Source organism: Mycolicibacterium baixiangningiae (assembly GCF_016313185.1).
Lineage (GTDB): Bacteria > Actinomycetota > Actinomycetes > Mycobacteriales > Mycobacteriaceae > Mycobacterium > Mycobacterium baixiangningiae.
Genome location: NZ_CP066218.1, coordinates 5670450 through 5689892, shown reverse-complemented (window position 1 = coordinate 5689892; position 19443 = coordinate 5670450). Strand labels below are relative to the sequence as shown.

Annotated in this window: 20 protein-coding genes; 14 read left to right on the top strand and 6 right to left on the bottom strand. The window is 68.3% G+C overall.

The window, feature by feature from the left end; all coding sequences use genetic code 11:
* Positions 1 to 249 precede the first annotated feature (249 nt).
* On the top strand, positions 250 to 1605 hold the full coding sequence (locus I7X18_RS27055) for an APC family permease (protein ID WP_193045689.1): 1356 nt from the start codon (positions 250 to 252) through the stop codon (positions 1603 to 1605).
* A 58-nt stretch (positions 1606 to 1663) separates the two neighbouring features.
* On the opposite strand, the gene I7X18_RS27050 is transcribed toward I7X18_RS27055, so the two are convergent.
* Positions 1664 to 2626 carry a ferritin-like domain-containing protein gene (locus I7X18_RS27050; protein WP_193045690.1) on the bottom strand — a complete coding sequence of 321 codons (963 nt, stop codon included), beginning with the start codon at positions 2624 to 2626 and terminating at the stop codon, positions 1664 to 1666.
* A gap of 425 nt (positions 2627 to 3051) precedes the next feature.
* Here I7X18_RS27050 and I7X18_RS27045 point away from each other — a divergent pair, with 425 nt between their 5' ends.
* The 3 genes from I7X18_RS27045 (at position 3052) to I7X18_RS27035 (ending at position 4597) form a co-directional block, all read left to right on the top strand.
* Entirely contained in the window at positions 3052 to 3450 is a 399-nt protein-coding gene (locus I7X18_RS27045; protein WP_193045691.1) for a heme-binding protein, read from the top strand.
* A 144-nt stretch (positions 3451 to 3594) separates the two neighbouring features.
* Complete coding sequence (locus I7X18_RS27040) at positions 3595 to 3852, top strand: hypothetical protein (protein WP_193045692.1); 258 nt, start codon at positions 3595 to 3597, stop codon at positions 3850 to 3852.
* A 13-nt stretch (positions 3853 to 3865) separates the two neighbouring features.
* Entirely contained in the window at positions 3866 to 4597 is a 732-nt protein-coding gene (locus I7X18_RS27035; RefSeq protein ID WP_193045693.1) for a ZIP family metal transporter, read from the top strand.
* A gap of 12 nt (positions 4598 to 4609) precedes the next feature.
* Here I7X18_RS27035 and I7X18_RS27030 read toward each other — a convergent pair whose 3' ends face one another.
* Positions 4610 to 5053 (bottom strand): Rv1352/Rv1906c domain-containing protein, encoded by a 444-nt coding sequence (locus I7X18_RS27030; RefSeq protein ID WP_193045694.1) that lies wholly within the window; start codon positions 5051 to 5053, stop codon positions 4610 to 4612.
* A gap of 369 nt (positions 5054 to 5422) precedes the next feature.
* On the opposite strand from I7X18_RS27030, the gene I7X18_RS27025 reads away from it, so the two are divergent.
* From I7X18_RS27025 to I7X18_RS27010, 4 genes are all read left to right on the top strand, one after another.
* Positions 5423 to 5851, top strand: coding sequence for an MmpS family transport accessory protein (locus I7X18_RS27025; protein WP_193045695.1), 429 nt, complete (start codon positions 5423 to 5425; stop codon positions 5849 to 5851).
* Positions 5848 to 8751 carry an MMPL/RND family transporter gene (locus I7X18_RS27020; protein WP_193045696.1) on the top strand — a complete coding sequence of 968 codons (2904 nt, stop codon included), beginning with the start codon at positions 5848 to 5850 and terminating at the stop codon, positions 8749 to 8751. The genes I7X18_RS27025 and I7X18_RS27020 overlap by 4 nt, the downstream gene beginning before the upstream one ends.
* Before the next feature lie 111 nt (positions 8752 to 8862).
* Entirely contained in the window at positions 8863 to 9699 is an 837-nt protein-coding gene (locus I7X18_RS27015; RefSeq protein ID WP_193045697.1) for an SDR family NAD(P)-dependent oxidoreductase, read from the top strand.
* Positions 9696 to 10175 carry an SRPBCC family protein gene (locus I7X18_RS27010; protein ID WP_193045698.1) on the top strand — a complete coding sequence of 160 codons (480 nt, stop codon included), beginning with the start codon at positions 9696 to 9698 and terminating at the stop codon, positions 10173 to 10175. The genes I7X18_RS27015 and I7X18_RS27010 overlap by 4 nt, the downstream gene beginning before the upstream one ends.
* Here the strand turns inward: I7X18_RS27010 and I7X18_RS27005 are convergent.
* Together I7X18_RS27005 and I7X18_RS27000 are read right to left on the bottom strand one after the other, a co-directional pair.
* Positions 10156 to 10737, bottom strand: coding sequence for a TetR/AcrR family transcriptional regulator (locus I7X18_RS27005; RefSeq protein WP_193045699.1), 582 nt, complete (start codon positions 10735 to 10737; stop codon positions 10156 to 10158). The genes I7X18_RS27010 and I7X18_RS27005 overlap by 20 nt on opposite strands.
* A 346-nt stretch (positions 10738 to 11083) precedes the next feature.
* Complete coding sequence (locus tag I7X18_RS27000; protein WP_193045700.1) at positions 11084 to 11809, bottom strand: dienelactone hydrolase family protein; 726 nt, start codon at positions 11807 to 11809, stop codon at positions 11084 to 11086.
* A 112-nt stretch (positions 11810 to 11921) separates the two neighbouring features.
* Here I7X18_RS27000 and I7X18_RS26995 point away from each other — a divergent pair, with 112 nt between their 5' ends.
* From I7X18_RS26995 to I7X18_RS26970, 6 genes are read left to right on the top strand one after another with little or no spacing between them, the layout of a single operon-like run.
* Positions 11922 to 12923: an AAA family ATPase gene (locus I7X18_RS26995; RefSeq protein ID WP_193045701.1), complete on the top strand. Its 1002-nt coding sequence runs from the start codon at positions 11922 to 11924 to the stop codon at positions 12921 to 12923.
* Between the two features lie 4 nt (positions 12924 to 12927).
* On the top strand, positions 12928 to 13797 hold the full coding sequence (locus I7X18_RS26990; RefSeq protein WP_193045702.1) for a DUF58 domain-containing protein: 870 nt from the start codon (positions 12928 to 12930) through the stop codon (positions 13795 to 13797).
* The gene (locus tag I7X18_RS26985) at positions 13787 to 14290 is read left to right on the top strand and encodes a hypothetical protein (RefSeq protein ID WP_193045703.1); all 504 of its coding nucleotides are present in this window, start codon (positions 13787 to 13789) and stop codon (positions 14288 to 14290) included. The genes I7X18_RS26990 and I7X18_RS26985 overlap by 11 nt, the downstream gene beginning before the upstream one ends.
* Positions 14281 to 15267, top strand: a complete 987-nt coding sequence (locus I7X18_RS26980; protein ID WP_193045704.1) for a vWA domain-containing protein — start codon at positions 14281 to 14283, stop codon at positions 15265 to 15267. Before I7X18_RS26985 ends, I7X18_RS26980 begins: the two co-directional genes overlap by 10 nt.
* A complete protein-coding gene (locus I7X18_RS26975) occupies positions 15264 to 16157 on the top strand; it encodes a hypothetical protein (RefSeq protein WP_193045705.1) in 894 nt (297 codons plus the stop codon). The genes I7X18_RS26980 and I7X18_RS26975 overlap by 4 nt, the downstream gene beginning before the upstream one ends.
* Positions 16158 to 16195: 38 nt before the next feature.
* On the top strand, positions 16196 to 16897 hold the full coding sequence (locus I7X18_RS26970) for a hypothetical protein (RefSeq protein ID WP_193045919.1): 702 nt from the start codon (positions 16196 to 16198) through the stop codon (positions 16895 to 16897).
* Between the two features lie 4 nt (positions 16898 to 16901).
* Here the strand turns inward: I7X18_RS26970 and I7X18_RS26965 are convergent, their stop codons facing one another.
* Both I7X18_RS26965 and I7X18_RS26960 read right to left on the bottom strand, forming a co-directional pair.
* A complete protein-coding gene (locus I7X18_RS26965; RefSeq protein WP_193045706.1) occupies positions 16902 to 17924 on the bottom strand; it encodes a cobalamin B12-binding domain-containing protein in 1023 nt (340 codons plus the stop codon).
* On the bottom strand, positions 17912 to 19252 hold the full coding sequence (locus I7X18_RS26960) for a PP2C family protein-serine/threonine phosphatase (RefSeq protein ID WP_193045707.1): 1341 nt from the start codon (positions 19250 to 19252) through the stop codon (positions 17912 to 17914). The genes I7X18_RS26965 and I7X18_RS26960 overlap by 13 nt, the downstream gene beginning before the upstream one ends.
* Between the last annotated feature and the right edge of the window lie 191 nt (positions 19253 to 19443).

The following is a 19443-nucleotide window of genomic DNA, read 5'->3' as shown; positions in this document are numbered from 1 at the left end:
CCTTCCCGGCCGCGTCGCACCGTGCCGCGGCCCCGTCGGCAAGGGTAGGCGACGGCCGGATCCGCGGCCGAGCGATGAGTCAGGGTCCCGATCGTCGACGCGGCCAAGGGGGTGCGGCTGGCGACCCTGACCGATCCGGACGGCAACGTCCTGCGCCTCATCGGCGGGTTCCGCGTCCACTACTGACCGACCACGCTGACCTGGAACGACCAGGCTTGCGTATGTGCTGACCTGGGTACCTGGTACGGCATGGCACCGGAAGCGACCGAACAGGTAGAGGCGGACGATTCAGAGACCGCCGGCAAGCTCAAACGCAAGATCACCGGTCCGTTGCTGTTCCTGTTCATCCTCGGTGACGTGCTGGGGGCGGGCATCTATGCGCTGATGGGGGTGCTCGCCCAGGATGTCGGCGGCGTGCTGTGGGCGCCGCTGCTGGTCGCGCTGCTCCTGGCGCTGCTCACCGCCGGTTCCTACGCCGAACTCGTCACGAAGTATCCCAAAGCCGGTGGCGCCGCCGTCTTCGCCGAGAGGGCGTTCAAGAAACCGGCGGTGTCGTTCCTCGTCGGCTTCAGCATGCTGGCGGCCGGGGTGACCAGCGCGGCCGGGCTGGCGTTGGCGTTCGCGGGCGATTACCTCTCGACGTTCATCGACGTCCCGGCGATCCCGGCCGCGATCGTGTTCCTCGCTCTGGTGGCAGCTCTCAACGCGCGTGGCATCAACGAGTCGGTCAAGAGCAACGTCGTGATGACGGTGATCGAGCTGAGCGGCCTGCTGATCGTCATCGTCACCGTGGCGGTGATGGTCGGCGGGGGTCGCGGTGAGGTGAGCCGGGTCGGTGAGTTCCCCGACGGCGCCACCCCCGCGCTGGCGATCCTGGCCGGCGCGATCGTCGCGTACTACTCGTTCGTCGGCTTCGAGACGTCGGCCAATGTCGCCGAGGAGATCCGCAACCCGAGCAAGGTGTATCCGAGTGCGCTGTTCGGCGCACTGGTCACCGCCGGGGTGGTCTACGTGCTGGTCGGTGTCGCGAGCGCCATCGCGTTGCCCGCGGACAAGCTCTCCGAGTCGTCCGGGCCGCTGCTCGACGTGGTGGCGGCGACGGGTGTCGGCGTGCCGGACTGGCTGTTCAGCGCCATTGCCCTGGTCGCGGTCGCCAACGGCGCCCTGTTGACGATGATCATGTCCAGCCGGCTGACCTACGGCATGTCCGAACACGGGCTGCTGCCTGCCGTCTTGAGCCGGGTGTTGCCCGAGCGCAGGACGCCCTGGGTCGCGATCGTCGCGACGACGGTGGTGGCGATGCTGCTCACGCTCGTCGGTGAGCTGTCCACGCTGGCCGAGACCGTGGTGCTGCTGCTGCTGTTCGTGTTCATCTCGACCAACGTCGCCGTGCTGGTGCTGCGCCGCGATCCCGTCGAGCACGACCACTTCCGCGTGTGGACCGTGGTGCCGGTGCTCGGTGTGGCCTCGTGTGTGCTGCTGATGACCCAGCAGACCGCCAAGGTGTGGCTGTTCGCCGCGATCCTGCTGGGGGTGGGCGCCGTGCTCTACGCGCTGGCGCGGGTCGCCACAAAGCGCGAGAAGACGCCGGACGCCCGGAGCTGACCCCCGGAAACGACGAAACCCCGCAGCCGGGGCTGCGGGGTTCTGTCGTCGTGAGGCGTCAGCTGATGCCGACGACCTCCTGTGCGATGGCGGCCAGCCGCGTCTGAGCGGCGGACACCACGCGTGCGCGGTTCTTGTGCGCTTCCTCCCACGCGACGATGGTCCGGATGTCCGACGGTTCGGAGAGATCCTTGACCTCGGCGATGGCCTCGGCGACCGTCAACTCGTCGTAACCCTTGATCGGCAACTCGGAGGGGTCCAGTACACCGGCGCCGTCCCGCACCGAGTGCAGGGCGTCGGCGGCCCGGCCCGCACCTTCGTCGCGGGTGACCTTCTCCGCGGTGGCCAGCGCGGCGTCACGCGAAGCGCTGATCGCCTTGCCCGCCACCTCGGTGACGCGGGAGCCGCGGTGGACCAGGTCGTTGAACGCCGGGCCAGTGCTGCGCAGCGCTTCGACCGTGCGGTCGACGCCACGGGTCGTCCACATCAGCGGCAGGTTGACCGCCCTGACGGCGACGCCGGTCGCCGCCTGCAGCGGGGTCCGGCGCAGCGCGGCCGGGCCACCAAGGGCGTCCTCGGCGAGCACGGTGGTCAGCCACTCGACGGTGGCCGAGTGTGCGGTGATCAGACGGTCGGCCAGGGCCTGGACGTCCTGCTTCTTGGCAGAGACGGCCAGCGCCTTGAGATAGCGCGACCGGTCGAGGAGCTGATCCTCGAGTGCGAGGTCGCCCAGAAGGGCCTCGTCGAACGGTTCGGCCTGCTCGGTCAGCGCCTTCACGGCGGCCGCGGCACGGCCGAGGAAGGGGCCGATCACGTCGGGGTATCCGCCGAGATCGCGGATCGTGTTCTCGATCGCCTCGGCGCGGTCGCGCCCATTGGAGGCGTTCTGCTCCAACTCCGTCCGGACCGCTTCGGTCCGGGCCTGGGCGACCCGGGTCTCTGCGACCTGGATCTCGGTGTTGGTCAGATCGAGTATCGCGCGCAACTGTGCGAGCAACTTCGTGGTATCTGCGGTAGTCAAGTTTCGCTCCCTTGTGCGTTGACTTCTTTCCTGTCGGCGCTCGGGTGCACCAAAGGTTGGGTTGCCGCTGAATGAGACGAGTAATCGTTATTCGGCCCGATGTGACGTAGCTCATTCGCGGCGGTCGTTGCCTTTTCAAGGTCGCCTGCTTGTCCGCCCATAACGATTCGGTATCTGTCGACATCACGATCAATTAAGGGTTGGCGGCAAACTCTGAGAAAAACGAGGTCGACGGGCCGTCTGGGCCGTAACGCGGCTTGTATTGAGGCACATATCACATCCCCTTTGTGTAACGTCGGCGGCTGGGCGCCTGCTGGGCCGGCAACGCCCGATTAGCACCATTTAGGTTCGGGTACCTTCGTTTTGGGACGGGGAAAGCGCTGTGAACAGCGCATCGAATTCGGATATCCGAAGAGGACGTGATCATGAAATTCAGTGGTAATACTGCTCGCCGGGGGATTGCCGGTGTGTTCGCCGGTTGCCTGTTCGGCGGAGTGGCCGCAGCAACCATTGCCGCGCCGACGGCGTCGGCAGCGGTCGACTGCACGGCCAGCGGAGTCGCCAATACGGTCAGCAACGTGACCGGTTCGGCGCGTCAGTACCTGGCCGCCCATCCGGGCGCGAACCAGGTGGTGACCGCGGCGATGAACCAGCCCCGCCCGCAGGCGGAGGCCGACATCCGCGGCTACTTCACCGCCAACACGCAGGAGTACTACGAACTGCGCGGCATCCTGGCGCCGATCGGCGAGACGCAGCAGCAGTGCAATGTCAGCGTGCTGCCTGCCGATCTCGCATCGGCCTATGACCAGTTCATGGCCGGCTGATTGGCCGGCACCGACGGCCCGTCATCGCGACCGAGTGTCGCGGCGGCGGGCCGTTGTGCTGCGCGGGACGGTTTGAGGTTTCGGCACGCGGGTAACAAACAGCCCATCACCTGCAGCGAGACGCAGTACGAGAAGGAGACTCCGATGGGCGAGCGCGTGCCGACTCCAGCCGACGCGAGCACCGAGGCAATTGCCACCACCGCGTTGTTTCTCAATTTCGCCGCGGTCATCGCCCTCGCGGTGTGCCTGGCCAGCATCGGCACGTCGGACACCGTGGTCGCGATGACCGCCGGTGCCATCGCCGTCGTCAGCTTCGCGGCCAGCATCCTGTGTTTCAGCGCGCAGGCCCGGGACCGCGAGCGTCAGGAACTGGTTCCCGCGCAGGTCCCCGCCACCACCTGAGCGGCTCGCGCCGGTGCTGATCGCGGTCTACTTCGGTATCGCGGCGTCGAGCGCGCTGGTGATCGGCGCGCTCACCGGCGTGCGGTGGAGCCCACCGAAGCGCGTTACCGGCGTCCTCCTCGCCTTCGCCAGCGGTGCGTTGATCTCGGCCCTCACGTTCGAACTCTTCGAGGAGGCGTTCGACATGGCCGGCGGTTGGCATGCCGGCCTCGGATTGCTCGCGGGCGCAGCAGCGTTCGTCATCGCCGACACCCTGCTGGACAAGTACGTTGCCGGACGCTCCGGGCCGGACGTGCGTGAAGTCGCGGCGTCCGGCGCCCGTCGGGGCGTCGGCCTGGCGTTGCTCGCAGCGGTCACCCTCGACGGGGTGCCGGAGAACCTTGCGCTCGGCGTCTCCCTGGTCGGTGGCGCGTCGCTCTCCCTGCTCGCGGCGATCTTCTTCTCGAACCTTCCCGAGTCATTGGTCGGGGCGGTCGCCATGCGTAACTCTGGAATGTCCAGCCGCACAGTCATTCTCACGTGGTTTTCCTGTGCGGTTCTGTTGGCGCTCGCCGTGGTGCTCGGGCGGGCGACCGCCGGTGTACTGAGCGAGGAGGTTCTGGCCTTGGCGCTGGCCTTCGCAGGCGGCGCCGTACTGGCCTCGCTCGCCGACACCCTGATGCCCGAGGCCTTCGAACACGGCCGGCCGCTGAACGCGTTCGCGACTGCGGGCGGATTCTTCCTGTCCTTCGTGCTCGCCGCCTGAAAGCGTGACGGCTCAGGGCGTCGGGCCCGTGGCCCGGCCTGGGCCGAACAAGCCGCCCAGCTGGCCCAGCATCTCGAGCGGCCCCGGCCCCGGTGGCGGCGGCGGGCAAGCGGTACCGCACGCGCTCAGCTGCCACGTCGAACACTCGGTGGTGGTGAAGCTGGCGTCGGTCGGTTCGATCCGCACCGACGCGGACTTCTTGGTCAGCGCATTGTCGAGCAGCTTGCCGTCGGCGCCGACACGTTTCCAGTAGCAGGCCGAATCGTCGGCGGGTCCTCCGGAGGTGTAGGTACCGGGCAGGATGTCGACGCCCACCTTGTAGGTGCCGTCCTTGTCGATCGCCGACGCGGGCGCCGGTGGCGCCGGGGGAGGTGACGGCTCGGGTTCCGCCTGAGCGGGAATCGCCACGGCCAGAGCCATGCCGACGGCGCCCAGTGCGATTCCGATTGCCTTCATGCTCGGGATAGTACCGCTAGCCAAGCTAAGCGTCACCCGGCTCGGCGATGGCCGGGGCCACTTCCGGGGTACCGCTGTGATCGCTGTCTCCGCTTGCTGAGAGGCCGCTGCGATAGACATCTAAATAATCTAAGGTTCCTGTTTATACTGGCTAAGTTTTTAGCGGACCGGAGGAGGACCGAGGTGCCCACAGTGGCGATGAGCTGCAGTGACGTGGTCATGACCGCGTCATCGCGGGTGCCCGGGACGGGTCGCGGTTTCGCGACCGTCGCTCCTTTGAGAGAGGATACGGCCATTCTGTTCGGCACAGCCGTGTCCCATGTGGCCGGTTGACCGTGACGAGCCAGCGACTGTCGGGGAAATAGAAACATGTTGAGTGCCGCCAAGAAGGCGTGGATACCACTGCTGGTCGTGCTCGTGGTGCTGGTTGCCGGGTTCACCGTGCACCGCATCCGGGGCTTCTTCGGATCCGACGGCATCACCGTCACCCCCCGGGTCTTCGCCGACGACCCCGAACCGTTCGACCCCAAGGTCGTCCGCTACGAGATCTCGGGATCCGGCAGCTACGCCAACATCAACTACCTCGACCTCGATTCGAAACCGCAGCGACTCGACAACACAGCTATGCCCTGGGGCATCACCCTGGAAACCACGGAGGCGTCCGCCGCCCCCAACATCTTCGCGCAGGGCGACGGTGATTCGATCACGTGCCGAATCATCGTCGACGACGAAGTGAAAGACGAGAGGACCGCCACCGGCGTGAACGCCTTGACCTACTGCTTCGTGAAGTCCGCATGAGCGCGCCGACGACGGACGCGCCCACCGACGCGTTCCCGCCGGCAAAGCCCTACCGCCGGCCGTTCTTCGCCCGCATGATCCGCACGCTCGCCGTGCCGATCATCCTGGTCTGGATCGCGGTCATCGCGATCCTCAACGTCATCGTGCCGCAGCTCGAAGAGGTCGGGCAGATGCGGGCGGTGTCGATGAGCCCGGACGACGCACCGGCGATGATCTCGATGCAGCGCGTCGGCGAAGTCTTCGAAGAGGGCGACTCCGACAGCAACGTGATGATCGTGCTGGAGGGCGAAGAGCCGCTCGGCGACGCCGCGCACACGTACTACGACCAGATGATCGACAGGCTGGAAGCCGACGAGCACGTCCAGTCGGTCCAGGACTTCTGGAGCGATCCGATGACCGCATCGGGATCGCAGAGCAGTGATGGCAAGGCCGCCTACGTGCAGGTCAAGCTGGCCGGTAATCAGGGTGAGGCGCTGGCCAACGAATCGGTGGACGCCGTTCAGACCATTGTCGACGGCATCGAGCCGCCGCCGGGCGTCAAGACCTTCGTGACCGGTCCAGCGGCGCTGGCCGCCGACCAGCACATTGCCAGCGACCGAAGTATGCGGCTGATCGAGGCGGTCACCTTCACCGTGATCATCGTGATGCTGCTGCTCGTCTACCGCTCGATCATCACGACGGTCCTGATGCTCGTCTCCGTGGTGCTGTCGCTGCTGGCGGCGCGTGGTGTCGTGTCGTTCCTCGGGTATCACGAGATCATCGGGCTCTCGACGTTCGCGACCAGCCTGTTGGTCACGCTCGCCATCGCGGCGTCGACCGACTACGCCATCTTCCTGATCGGCCGATATCAAGAAGCGCGAGGTACCGGCGAGGACAAAGAGTCCGCTTTCTACACGATGTTCCACGGCACCGCTCACGTGGTGATCGGCTCAGGTCTGACGATCGCCGGTGCGACGTTCTGCCTCAGCTTCACCCGGCTGCCGTACTTCCAGACCCTCGGCGTTCCGCTGGCGATCGGCATGGTCGTCGTGGTGTTCGCGTCGCTGACGCTGGGTGCGGCGATCATCACCGTCGCCAGCAAGTTCGGACTGCTCGAACCGAAGCGTGCGATGAGGGTGCGCGGGTGGCGCAAGATCGGCGCCGCGATCGTGCGCTGGCCCGGACCGATCCTGATCGCCACTGTCGCGCTGTCACTGGTCGGTCTGCTCGCGCTGCCCGGCTACCGGACGAACTACAACGACCGCAACTACCTGCCCGCCGACCTGCCGGCCAACGAGGGCTATGCGGCAGCTGATCGTCACTTCTCCACGGCTCGGATGAACCCCGAGCTGCTGATGGTCGAGAGTGACCACGATCTCCGGAACTCCGCGGACTTCTTGGTCATCAACAAGATCGCCAAGGCGATCTTCCAGGTTGAGGGCATCTCACGGGTGCAGGCGATCACCCGGCCGGACGGTAAGCCCATCTCGAACACGTCGATCCCGTTCATGATCGGTATGCAGGGCACCCAGCAGAAGCTGACCGAGAAGTACAACGAGGGCCTCACGGCCCAGATGCTCAAACAGGCCGATGACATGCAGAACACCATCGACACGATGACGCGGATGGCGAACCTCACCAAGGAGATGAGCGACGTCACGCACGCCATGGTCACCCAGATGAAGGGCATGGTGGTCGACATCGAAGGGCTGCGCGACAGCATCGCCAACTTCGACGACTTCTTCCGGCCGATCCGCAACTACTTCTACTGGGAACCGCACTGTTACGACATCCCGGTCTGCTGGGCGATCCGGTCGGTGTTCGACACCCTCGACGGCATCAACGTGATGACCGACGACTTCAAGGCCATCATTCCGCAGATGGAGCGGCTGGACGCGCTGATGCCGCAGATGGTCGCGATGATGCCGGAAATGATCCAGACCATGAAGACCATGAAGGTCATGATGCTGAACATGTATTCCACTCAGAAGGGGATGCAGGATCAGGCGGCGGCGATGCAGGGCGATACGACCGTCATGGGTGAGGCCTTCGACGCATCGATGAACGACGACTCGTTCTATCTGCCGCCCGAGGTCTTCGACAACGCCGACTTCAAACGCGGTATGGAGCAGTTCATCTCGCCCGACGGCAAGTCCGTGCGCTTCATCATCAGCCATGACGGTGATCCGCTGACCCCCGAGGGCATCGCCAAGATCGACAAGATCGAGATGGCGGCCAAGGAGGCGATCAAGGGCACGCCGCTGGAGGGGTCCACGATCTACCTCGGCGGTAGTGCGGCGATGTTCAAGGACATGAACGACGGCAACACCTATGACCTGTTGATCGCCGCAATCGCCTCGCTCGCACTGATTTTCATCATCATGCTGCTCATCACCCGCAGCGTGGTCGCGTCGGCGGTGATCGTCGGCACGGTGGTGTTGTCGCTGGGCGCGTCGTTCGGTCTGTCAGTACTCATCTGGCAGCACATCATCGGCATCGAACTGCACTGGATGGTGATGGCGATGTCGGTCATCATCCTCTTGGCGGTCGGCGCGGACTACAACCTGCTCCTGGTCTCCCGGCTCAAAGAGGAGATACATGCGGGTCTACGGACCGGCATCATCCGGGCCATGGGTGGCAGTGGCTCGGTCGTGACCGCGGCCGGTCTGGTGTTCGCGTTCACGATGATCTCGATGGCGGTCAGTGAGCTGACGGTGATTGCCCAGGTGGGCACGACGATCGGCCTGGGCCTGCTGTTCGACACCCTGGTCATCCGCGCCTTCATGACGCCGTCGATCGCGGCGCTTCTGGGCAAGTGGTTCTGGTGGCCACAGCGGGTGCGCAACACGCCGGTGCCGTCGCCGTGGCCCTCGGTTCCTCCGCCACCACCACGGGCACCGGAACCGGTATCGACACCCTGATATGAGCTGACGAAGGTCGGGGCGCTCCGACAGGAGCGCGCCGACCTTCTCTGCTATGGCGACCCCGAAGTCCCGCGTTACCCTCGTAGGATCGACGAGAGGGGCAGGCCTGTGGCCGGAAGAACGATCGTCATCACCGGCGCCAGTGACGGTGTCGGGGCCGCGGCGGCGAAGCGGTTGACCCGCAGCGGTGAGAACGTCGTCGTGGTGGGGCGCTCGCCGCAGAAGACGGCGGCCGTCGCCGGTCCGCTGGGCGCGGATTCGTTCGTCGCCGACTTCGCGGACCTCGCGCAGGTGCGCGAGCTCGCGCGGCGACTGCTCGAGACCTACCCGCGCATCGACGTGCTGGCCAACAACGCCGGCGGGATGATGAACACCCGCGAGATGACCGTCGACGGATTCGAGAAGACGTTCCAGGTCAACCATCTGGCGCCGCTGCTGCTGACCACGCTGCTACTCGACCGGCTCGTCGAGTCCGGGGCGTCGGTGCTCAACACCTCCAGCATGGCCAACAAGTTCGCCCGCGTGGACTTCGACGACCTCGACGCGGTGCAGCAGCAGAACGGATCACTGGCCTACGGCACGTCGAAGCTGGCGAACATCCTGTTCACCAAGGAACTGCACCGCCGCTACCACCCGTCGGGCATCTCCACCGCGGCATTCCATCCCGGGCCGGTGGCGTCGAACTTCAGCGCCGAGGTCAAGAACCCGCTGTACGGAATGCTCTACCGCGGCCCGCTGCGCCACATCGCGTTGATCGGGACCGAACAGGGCAGCGACGAACTGGTGTGGCTGGCCTCGGCTGCGCCGGGGGTGGACTGGCGATCCGGGCAGTACTACTACAAACACAAGGTCGCCCGGGCGAACAAACTCGCCGACGACGCCGGAGTGGCCGAACGGCTGTGGGACCGCAGCCTGCAACTGCTGGACGTGAAAGCGGTGTCATGACAGTTTCGGTGGTGGACAACGGGCCGAACCAGGTGAGCCGGGCCGTCGAGGTGGACGCGCCGGCGGCGGAGGTGTTCGCGCTGGTCGCCGATCCGAAGCGGCATCACGAGTTCGACGGCTCGGGAACGGTCGGTGCGAACATCGATGCGCCCGCGAATGTGGTTGCGGGGTCTCGCTTCTCGACGAAGATGCGGATGTTCGGGGTGCCGTACCGGATCACCAGTACCGTCACCGCGCTCAACCCTAATCGGCTCGTCGAATGGCGGCATCCGTTCGGCCACCACTGGCGGTTCGAGTTCGAGGAGATCTCGCCGACCCGCACGCGGGTGACGGAGACCTTCGACTACCGGGACACCGGTGCGGTCAAGGACCGGATCGGGTACTACGAGCGCACCGGGTTCGCGAAACGCAACGCGGCAGGGATCACCGAGACGCTGCGCCGGTTGCAGGACCGGTTCAGCGGGCCGACTGCGTAAGCGGTTCGGCCGCAACGGGATTGAGTGCGTCGAACATGAGGCTGAGGTAGCGGCGCCGCATCGGGCGGGGCTGGTTCATGGCCACCGACGCCGTGGTGACCATCGCCACGAACGTCGCCACGTCGTCGGACGTGAGGTCCGCACGCAGTTCACCGGCCGCCTGTGCCTGCATGATCATGTCGTCGAACTGCTCACGATCACGGGTGAAGAGCTGTGCGGTGAGGTCCGCGAGGTCGCCGATCGATGCGAGCAGGGGCCGCTGGCGGAACATCACGTCCTCGAGATGGGCAAGCGCGTCGATGAACGCCGCGCGCGGTGCGTCTCTGCCCAGCGCCAGGATCGCCGGTTTGATGTCGGTGACGACGATGTCCTCATAGACGGCGGCCGCCAGCGCCCCGCGGTTCGGGAAGTGCCGGTAGAGCGTGGCATTCGCGACGCCGGCCGCCTCGGCCACCTGGCTCAGCGTGGCGCTGTCCCCGTCGCGGCCGAACACCTCGCGGGCGGCGGCGACGATGCGGTGGACATTGGCGAACGCGTCCGATCGTCGGTTCCGCGGAGTCACGCAGAAATGATAGCCCGCTCCCAGATCCGGGGGAACGGTACGGGGCCGGTGCGCGATTTGCGTAACGCTACGGCGGGATTCCGGGCCCGGGGCCGCCACTGCGTTACCCAAATGGGCGCGCGGTGTGCGAAACGCCGCTACGGATCTCATCGCGGTGAGTCGATTACTGGGGCGCCCGCGGCGCTCGTCGACACCGCGGTCACCGCATCGGCCACCGCCTGCGGGGCGTCGAGCGCGACGAAGGTGCTCGCATGCGGCACCTCGACCATCGTCGCGTGGGGGAAGGCGGCCGCCAGACGACGGGATCGCGGGCCGGTTCAGCGGCTCCTAGTCGTGATGTCGTCAGTCAGCGGGGAAAGTTCTCGCCCAGGAAAACGCCCAGCGCTCGCCACGCCCGGTCGGCCACGACGGGGTGGTACTGGATGCCTCGCTCGGGCTGGTCGGCGAACGGAGCCATGAACGCGTGCATCGCACCCCCGTAGGTGTGCACCTGCCAATCCGCGCCGCGGGCGGTGAGCTCGCGCCCGAGTGCCACCACATCCTCCGGCGGCGCGAACGGATCGTCCCACCCGTGGTGGACCGCGATCCGCGCCGGGATTGCCCCGTCGACCGGCCGGTCCGGCGCCGTCAGCAGCCCGTGGAAACTCACCACCGCCCGCAACGGGTGCCCGGCTCGGGCCAGGTCGAGGACGCACAGGCCGCCGAAGCAGAAGCCGATCGCCGCCATCGCGTCGCGGTTCACCTCCGGCACGTCGGTCAACGCGGTGAGCACCGCCGACAACCGGTCGGCCAGCCCGCCCCGGTCGGCGAGGAACGCGGTCATCTCGTCGGCGCACCGCTGCGCGCCGCCCGCGCTCACCGCCTCACCGAACAGGTCGACGGCGATCGCCTGATGACCCCACTGCGTCAGGCGTTCGGCGATCGCGAGTTGGGCGTCGCTGCGGCCCTCCATCCCATGGAACACCAACACCGTTGGGGCATCGCGCCCGTCGCCGCTCGGGTCCTGCGGTGACACGAGGACGTGGTCGAAGGTGACGTCGCCGATCGAGCGGCGCAGCGATACCGTCGTCATCGCGCCGACGCTTCCAGACCGGCGGCGATCATGGCGGTTGTTCGCCTTCGGCGTAGCCGATCGGGCCGGACACAGGTGTGAGAACTGCAGGTAGGGGTAATCCACGCCGGATATGACTGCCGCACGTATACGACCTGATCAGCAATCCCTGGCCGAAACGCAGCGCATCGTGCGCGCGGTCGGCGACGCCTTCGCCGCGAAAGTGGTCGGGCAGCAGAACCTGCGCGAATCGTTGCTGATCGGCCTGCTGACCGGCGGCCATGTGCTGATCGAGAGTGTGCCCGGGCTGGCGAAGACCACCGCCGCACGCGTGATCGCCGCCGCCATCGACGGTGCCTTCCAGCGCATCCAGTGCACACCCGACCTGTTGCCCAGCGACATCATCGGCACCCAGATCTACGATTCGGCCACCAACCGCTTCGTCACCCAGCTCGGCCCCGTGCACGCCAACATCGTGCTGCTCGACGAGATTAACCGCTCCAGCGCCAAGACGCAGAGCGCGATGCTCGAGGCGATGGAGGAGCGCCAGACGACGATCGCGGGTCAGGTCTATCCGCTTCCGGAACCGTTCCTGGTGATCGCCACCCAGAACCCGGTCGACCAGGAGGGCACGTATCCCCTCTCCGAGGCGCAGACGGACCGGTTCATGATCAAGGACCTGCTGCAGTACCCGTCGGTCGACGAAGAGGTCGAGGTGATGGCGCGCATCGACGCGGGCCTCTACGACAGCGACCACCACACGCCGCCCGTCGTCGGACTCGACGACGTGCGGCGCGCGCAGCACGTGGTGCGGCACGTCCACATGGACCGGGTGCTGGTGCAGTACGCGAGCCGACTGGTCGAGGTGACCCGCCGGCCCGAGCAGCACCTGCCGAAGCAGATCGCCCGGTTCGTCGCCTACGGGGCGAGCCCCCGCGCCACGATCGCGCTGTGCCAGGCCGCACGCGCGCATGCGGTGCTGGCGGGACGCGCACACGTGCTGCCCGACGACGTCGCCGCGGTGACGCACCGCGTACTGCGCCACCGGCTGATCCTGGGATTCGAAGCGGCCAACGCCGACGTCACCGGGGACCGGGTCGTCGACGCCGTGCTCCAGGCCGTGCGGGTGCCCTGACCCCGTGGGCACGCACCTGAACCGGGCCCGGGCGCACTTCGGCAAGGACACCCGAGGGTTGCTCGACGGCGGCCGCTACGCGCTGTTGCACACCCGCAGCCTCGAATTCGACGACCTGCGCCCGTACGTCCCGGGTGACGACGTGCGCGACATCGACTGGAAAGCCTCGGCCCGCTCGGGCAGCGTGCTGATCAAGCGGTTCGTCTCCGAGAAACACCACAAGATCCTGTTGGTCGCCGACGCCGGCCGCAACATGTCCGCACTGTCGCCCGGCGGTGAGTGCAAACGCGATGTCGCCGCGCACGTCATGGGTGCGATCGGCCTGATCAGCATGAACCGCTCGGACGAGGTCGGGATGGTCCTCGGTGATGCGCGCGGTTGCGCCAACATCCCGGCCCGCCGCGGTGAGAACCACATCGAGAGCCTGCTGCACCGCTGGTACTCCCACAGCCTCGACGATCCGGGGCCCAGCGACATCACCTCCCAACTCGAGTACGTCGCAACGCATTACGGTCACAGCCGGCTCATCGTCGTAGTGTCCGACGAACCGGACAGCACCCCGCGCCTCGACGAGATGCTGGGCCGGCTGTCCGCCCGCCACGACATCATGTGGGTCATGGTGTCGGATCTGTCGCCGATCGGCGGGCCGGAAGACGGTGACGGGTACGACGTCTCGACCGGCAAGGTCGTCCTCAACGGCGCCACACTCGGGCGACGGGTGGTGGCTGCCTACCGCCGCGCCGAGAAGGCCCGTATCCGGCGTCTGGACGCGTTGCTGAGCCGGCACGCGGTCCCGTACGCGACCGTCGCCGGCAGCGACGACATCCGGCGCGAGCTCGTCGCCCTCACCGAGGTGCTCGCCCGTGCCGGATGAGCTCCTGCGGCATGTGATGGGGCCGACGCCGTACTCCACTCTGTGGTTGTGGGTGGCGCTTCTCCTGCTGATTCTCGTGATCGCCTGGTACGTCGTGGTTTTCGTGGCAACGCTGCCATCGGACAAGCTGCGCGGCCGCCCGGTCATCGGCCCGCTGCACTCGGGGCTGCTGCGGCGACGGTACGCCGGCCGGATCGCTGACATCACCGCCGAGCACGAGTCGGGAAGGATGTCGGCGCCCGAAGCCTGCGCCGCCATCAGCAGCACGCTGCGCAGCTTCCTGCACCAGGCGACCGGTGTCCGCGCGCAGTACATGCAACTCGACGCCCTCGCCGCCAGCAGCGTGGGCGCGGCCGCGCCCGTGCTCTCGGAACTGGGTGAGATGCGGTTCAACGACGACGCTCACAACGACGACGCTCACAACGACGACGCGCACGCCGACGTCGCGGACCTCAGCGCGCGGGCTCAGGAACTGGTTCGCACATGGATCTGAGATGGGTGCCCATCGCCGTCGCCGGATTGTTGGCGCTGATCGCGTGTTTCGTGCTCGCCACACTGCTCCCGCTGTCGCCGGAACGGGGCAGCCTGCGGCCGCTGGCCAACATCGCCCGGCTGATCCGGCTGCCGGAATACGCCCGCGCCGCACGGTTGCGGTCGGTGTCCACCGTCGCCACGCTGGTCCTGCTGGTGGTGCTCTTCGGCGCGGCCGTGGCCGCCGCCGCACGCCCGACCGGCGCGGACGACAGCTTCGAACGCGCCCACCCCGAAGACGTGATGCTGTGTGTCGCATCCCCGCTCACCGACCCGGCCACCGGAGCCCTGCTCCGTCACTTCGCCCAGCAGGCCGGCACCTACCAGACCCAGCGCATCGGTCTGACGTCGGTGAACTCCCGCGTCGTGCCGCTCACCCGCGACTATCAGTACGCCGCAGGCAGATTCGGCGACCTGGCCCGGGCGTCCGAGGTGCCCGACCCGGATCCGGGGATGATCGACCAGTTCACCGCGCCGATCACCTACACCGACTACGCACCCAGCGTCGACGACGTCCTGTCATTGTGTCTCACCGGTTTTCCGGACTTCGAACAGAAGAGCTCTCACCGCCGTTCGGTGATCTACCTCGGACCGCCGGCGCTGCGGGGCCCGGAGGAGCCGCGGCCCGCGCTCTTCGACGCGCAACGGGTCGCCGAGCTGGCCGACGCCGCGGGCGCCCAGGTCAACGTGATCACCTCGGGTGAGGATGCGGCGCTGCGGGCACTGGCCGACCAGACCGGGGGACAGTTCACCGTCGCCGCCACCGAATCCGCCGTCCAGGACGGATTGGCGCGGATCGACAGCCGTCCGGTACCGCTCGTCCTCGACGACGGAACCCGGGTGACCGGCCAGGCGCAGGATGCGCCGGTGCCGGCGCTGGCCGTCGTGCTGGTGTCCGCCGCACTGCTGTGTGTGACGCTGGTGGTGTTGCGCCGGTGACGTTCGAACCGATCATCCCGTTCGCGATCTTCGCCGTCGTCGCGGTGGCCCTCGTCGGTGCCCGGCTGGTCACGTTGCGTCAGGTTCTGGCCGCGACGGGTGCGCACCGCCGGCGTGCGCTGGGACGCTGGGCGGCAATGACTCTCGCGGTCGCGCTGCTGCTGCTGGCCACCACCCGCCCGGCGATCACCGCGGCCGCCGAGGACACGGGCGAGCGCGGGAGCGGTGCGAACACCAACGTCTTCGTCGTCCTCGACCGGACCGTGGACGCGCGGTCCGACATCGACGCGCTGCTCGAGCGGTATCCCGAGGCCCGCTTCGCGGTGATCACCTTCGCGCCCGGGCCCACCCTGGCCTGGCCGCTGTCGCAGGACGTGTGGAGCCTGCAGCCCGTGGTGGACGCCATGGTCGCCCTGCCGCCGGGAGATCCGGCCCGCGCGGATGCCGCCGCACCGGGGAACATCCTGCGGTATCAGCTGATCCAGGCCGCCCAGCAGTATCCCGGCTCGCAGAACCTCGTGGTCTACGCCGGTGCGGGGGCGCCGGGCGCACCCGCTCCGCAGGCCGGTGTCGACGTACCGACCGATTCGGTGAGCGGGGGAGCGGTGCTGGGCCACCCGGCGGACGGTGTGATCGACGAAGCCACCCTGCGGAGCATCGCAGAGGACCTCGGCGTGCCCTATCTCGATCGCCGATCCGGCGGTGAACTCCCGCCACTCGAGGTGCGTTCGGACACCGCCGAGGCGACCGAAGCCGTCCCTACCGGCTCGCGCCGCGAACTGTACTGGCTGCTGTGCCTGCTGGCCGCGGCGTTGCTACTCGGTGAGATCTGGCTCAGCGTGCGGGAATTGCGCCAGAGCCGGGTGGCCCGACGGGATGTGCTGTCGTGAGGCGCCGCAAGACCGGCCCGTTGCCGGCGCGGCTGCGGATGCGGCGGCGCCTGCTGCTCTGGAGCGCGCCCCTGACGCTGGTCACCGTGCTGGTCATCGTCAAGCTGCTGTCGGTGGTGCTCGCAGGCAACGCCGCGGTGGGCGACTACGCCGACCGCGACGCCGACGCGTTGGCCGCCGACGCGGCCGTCCTCGGAGTCGCCAACATCGTCGAACCCGCGAAAGCGCCGTTCGTCAAGGGACTCTCAGCCGTTTTCGAACGCCGGCTCGACGACTCCGACGCCTCGTTCGCCGAGGCCCTCGCGAGCACTCCGGCCGAGCGGTCCTGCCCCGTGCGGGTGAACCTCGCACTGGTCCGCGAACGCCGGGCCGACGACGCCGCCTTCATCGGCCGCAACGCCGACGCCCGCGACCTCTACACGCAGGCGCTCGGAATCGTCGACCAGGCACCGGCGAACTGCTTCGCAGGTAACTCCGACCCCGACGAACAACGCCGCACCGTCCGGGCTGACACCGCTCCCCGGCTCCAGGCGAAGATCGACGGGCTGCGCAACGCGCCACCGGTCGCACCGCCACCGCCGCCGCCACCACCTCCACCACCCCCTCCGCCACCAACGGCCGGGGCGCCCGGTGGCACCGCCGACGCCGATGCCGAACCCGACGCCCCGCGCCAACTGAACCCGCGCGGCGCGGATCCGCTCGACCGGCTGCGCCAGATCCTGCGGGATTCCGCCGGCTGAGCGGCTAGCCGAAGTCCGGGACGAAGTGGCGGGCGACCAGTTCACGCGCCAGCGGATAGTCCCCCAGCGAGGCGGTCAGGACGTCACCGAGTTCGTGCACTGTCGCGACGTCGATCCCGCGGGCTTGCATGAGATCCGCGATCCACCAACCGGTTTCGGACACCGTCCGCGGGTCGCCGGTCAGCAGGCCCGCCGCCACCGCGTGCAGCACCTGGTGCAGTACGTCGTTGGCGACGTCGCCGAGGTCACCGGGCGACGCCTCCTCCGGCGGGCCCGCCGCCGCACTGACCGACCAGCGCGTCCGCAACCGGTCCGCCAGCGCCCGGTGATCGTCTTCCAGCAGCGCCTGCTCGCCCGCCGGCCCGGCAGGCAGCGGCGGCGCGGGCGGTACGACGGCGGGCAGCGCGGCCACCGCGGCCACCGCCGCCTGGGCGGTCGGCGCCCACGCCGTCGCACCGAGGGCGCGGGCGCGCACGTCGTCGCTGCCGAACGCCGGACCGCCGACCGCGATCGGTATCCCGGCCGCGGTGCTCGCCTCGATGAACCGCCGGGTCGTGGGCATCGCGCCGAGCACCGAGCAGCTGACCGCGACCGCTTCCGGCCCGAGATCCTGCAGGTGCTGGTTGAGCCGCATCGGCGACGTGGCCGCGCCGAGCAGGGTGCTGTCCCAGCCGTCGGCGCGCAGGGCGCAGTCGATGATCATCGCCGGCAGCGCATGCCACTCCCGCTGCGAGCACGCCACGAGCACCCGGCCCCGGGTGACCGGCATGGTCCGCACGTGGCCCGCCACCGCTCTGGTCGCCGCGACGGAGATGGCCGTGGCGGCGTGCTCCTGGGCGACCGACCACTCGCCGCGCTGCCAGCGGGTGCCGACGGCGCGCTGGGTGTGCGCGACGACGTCGGTGAGCACGGTCACCGGATCGGCGCCGTCGGCCAGCAGCTCTTCGACCAGCGCGCGGGCGGCCGTGGCGTCGTCGTCGGCGAGCGCAGCCTCGTACCGGGGCAGGGCATCGGCTAGACCCCGCATGTGACCGCCAGCAGGGCGATGTCGTCGTGGGGCTGACCGTCGAGGAATTCGAGCACGTGCTGTTCGACCGCCTCGCACACCACGTCGGGCGCCGCCCCGGCGTAGGCAGGGAGGAAGGCCATCAACCGGTCCTCGCCGTAGAACCCGGTCAGGTTGCGGGCCTCGTCCACGCCGTCGGTGTACATCAGCATGGTGTCGCCGCGGTCGAGCCGCACGGTGGCGGGGCGGTAGCGCGTCTGTGCGCGGAACCCGGCCGCGGTGCCGGACACCTCGAGCTGGCCCACCCGGCCGTCGGCCCGCAGCACGATCGGCGGCGGGTGGCCCGCGACGGCGAGGTCGATGTCGGCGTGACCGTCGGGGTGCGGCCGCACCCTGGCGCACACCACGGTGACGAATTGGTCGGACTCCGCGTCGTGCAGAACCGCGTTGAGCGCGCCGAGGACCACCTCCGGGCGCCGGTCGAAGTGCGCGGCGGTTCTGATGCTCTGCCGGGTGCGGCCCGTCAGCGCCGCGGCCTCCACCCCTTTCCCGGAGACGTCGCCGAGCGCCAGGAGCCAGTCGCCGGTGGTTCCGTGGACGTCATAGAAATCGCCGCTGATCTCGAGGTGTTCGGCGGTCGGTCGGTACCGGGCGGCCACGCGCATACCGTCGAGCTCCGGCAGGACCGGTGGCCGCAGACCGCGTTGCAGCGCGGCGGCGATCCGGCCTCGTTCCTGGTAGAGCCGAGCGGAGTCCAGGGCGACCGCCGCCTTGCCGGTGAGCCGCTGTGCGAACACGATGTCGTCTTTGTCGTCGTCATCGTCTTTGTCGTCGTCTTTGTCGTCGTCATCGTCTTTGTCGGCGTCATCGCCCCAGCCGCGGTCCCCGAACCGCGCGAGCAGCAGGGCGCCCAGCGTCGTGCCCCTCGCCGTCAGCCCGAGGACCAGGATGTCGGCGGGGGAGCGGGCCGCCACCTCGCCACACAGCCGGGGGTGGTGCACGAAGCTCGTCAGTGCGTCCTCGGCGTCACCCGGCTCGAGCCGGACGCGCTGGGGTTGGCCGGTGCGCAACGTGCGCTCCAGCAGCGGATGCGCCTCCGGCCGGCGCGGCACCAGGTCGGTGAAACCGATCTGGTCCCCGCCGAAGAACGTGACACCGCCGGTGCGGTTGTCGGGCAGGACCAGCGCGGTCCAGTCGGCGAGTTCGGGGCGCAGCAATGTGAGTAACCGCAGGCCGGTGCGGCGCAGGTTGAGAGTTCCGGCCAGTCCGACCTCGACGTCGTCGGCGATCTGGGCCCGGCTGCGGGCGGTGTGATCCCCAGAAACGGTCGGCGCGGTCTCCCCGGGCATCGTTGGCACACTTCCCCGTCCGATAGCGGATATTTTCAACGGTAGCGGTCCTCGGCTGACCGGTCATCGTGGGCCGAGGTGGGCTAGCCTTGATGCCGTCGTGCTCCGATTTCGGATGTGCCGGGTTGAGACTGCAGCCTTGACAGTTGCGACTCGTTGCTCGCCGGGGGCGGGTACGAAGAATCACGAGG